This window comes from Staphylococcus sp. GDY8P67P (assembly GCF_017892545.1).
GTDB classification, from domain to species: domain Bacteria; phylum Bacillota; class Bacilli; order Staphylococcales; family Staphylococcaceae; genus Staphylococcus; species Staphylococcus ureilyticus.
This window is the reverse complement of sequence record NZ_JAESLH010000016.1, coordinates 53,157-54,078: the sequence shown is the minus strand read 5'-3', so window position 1 is coordinate 54,078 and position 922 is coordinate 53,157. Positions and strand designations below refer to the sequence as shown.

General features: G+C 34.6%; 1 protein-coding gene. It reads left to right on the top strand.

All coding sequences use genetic code 11. The features are described from left to right. Positions 1 to 922, top strand: a 922-nt coding sequence (locus tag KA833_RS06690; protein WP_210139544.1) for an HAD-IC family P-type ATPase, incomplete at both ends; no start/stop codon positions are given.

Below are 922 nucleotides of genomic sequence, written 5' to 3'. Positions count from 1 at the left end.
ATTCTACTTTGCTGTAAGTGTTGGCGTGATTTCTTTTATTGTCTGGATGCTCATTCAAAATGATGTTGATTTTGCACTCGAACGTCTTGTAACTGTGTTAGTCATTGCTTGTCCACATGCTTTAGGCTTGGCAATACCTTTAGTCACTGCACGTTCTACTTCAATTGGTGCACATAATGGTTTAATTATTAAAAATAGAGAGTCTGTAGAAATAGCTCAACATATCGATTATGTAATGATGGACAAAACTGGTACTTTAACTGAGGGTAACTTTTCTGTGAATCATTATGAGAGCTTTAAAAATGATTTGAGTAATGATACAATATTAAGCCTTTTCGCCTCATTAGAAAGTCAATCTAATCACCCATTAGCTATAAGTATTGTTGATTTTGCGAAAAGTAAAAATGTTTCATTTACTAACCCACAAGACGTTAATAATATTCCAGGTGTCGGATTAGAAGGTCTAATTGATAATAAAACATATAAAATAACAAATGTCTCTTATCTTGATAAACATAAACTTAATTATGACGATGACTTGTTTACTAAATTAGCTCAACAAGGTAATTCAATCAGTTATTTAATTGAGGATCAACAAGTCATTGGCATGATTGCTCAAGGAGATCAAATTAAAGAAAGCTCAAAACAAATGGTAGCTGATTTACTATCAAGAAATATTACACCAGTCATGCTTACAGGTGACAATAATGAAGTGGCACACGCTGTCGCAAAAGAATTAGGTATTAGTGATGTCCACGCACAACTCATGCCAGAAGATAAGGAAAGCATTATAAAAGATTATCAAAGTGACGGTAATAAAGTCATGATGGTCGGAGACGGTATCAACGATGCGCCGAGTCTTATAAGAGCGGATATTGGTATAGCAATTGGTGCAGGTACAGATGTAGCAGTTGAGTCAGCT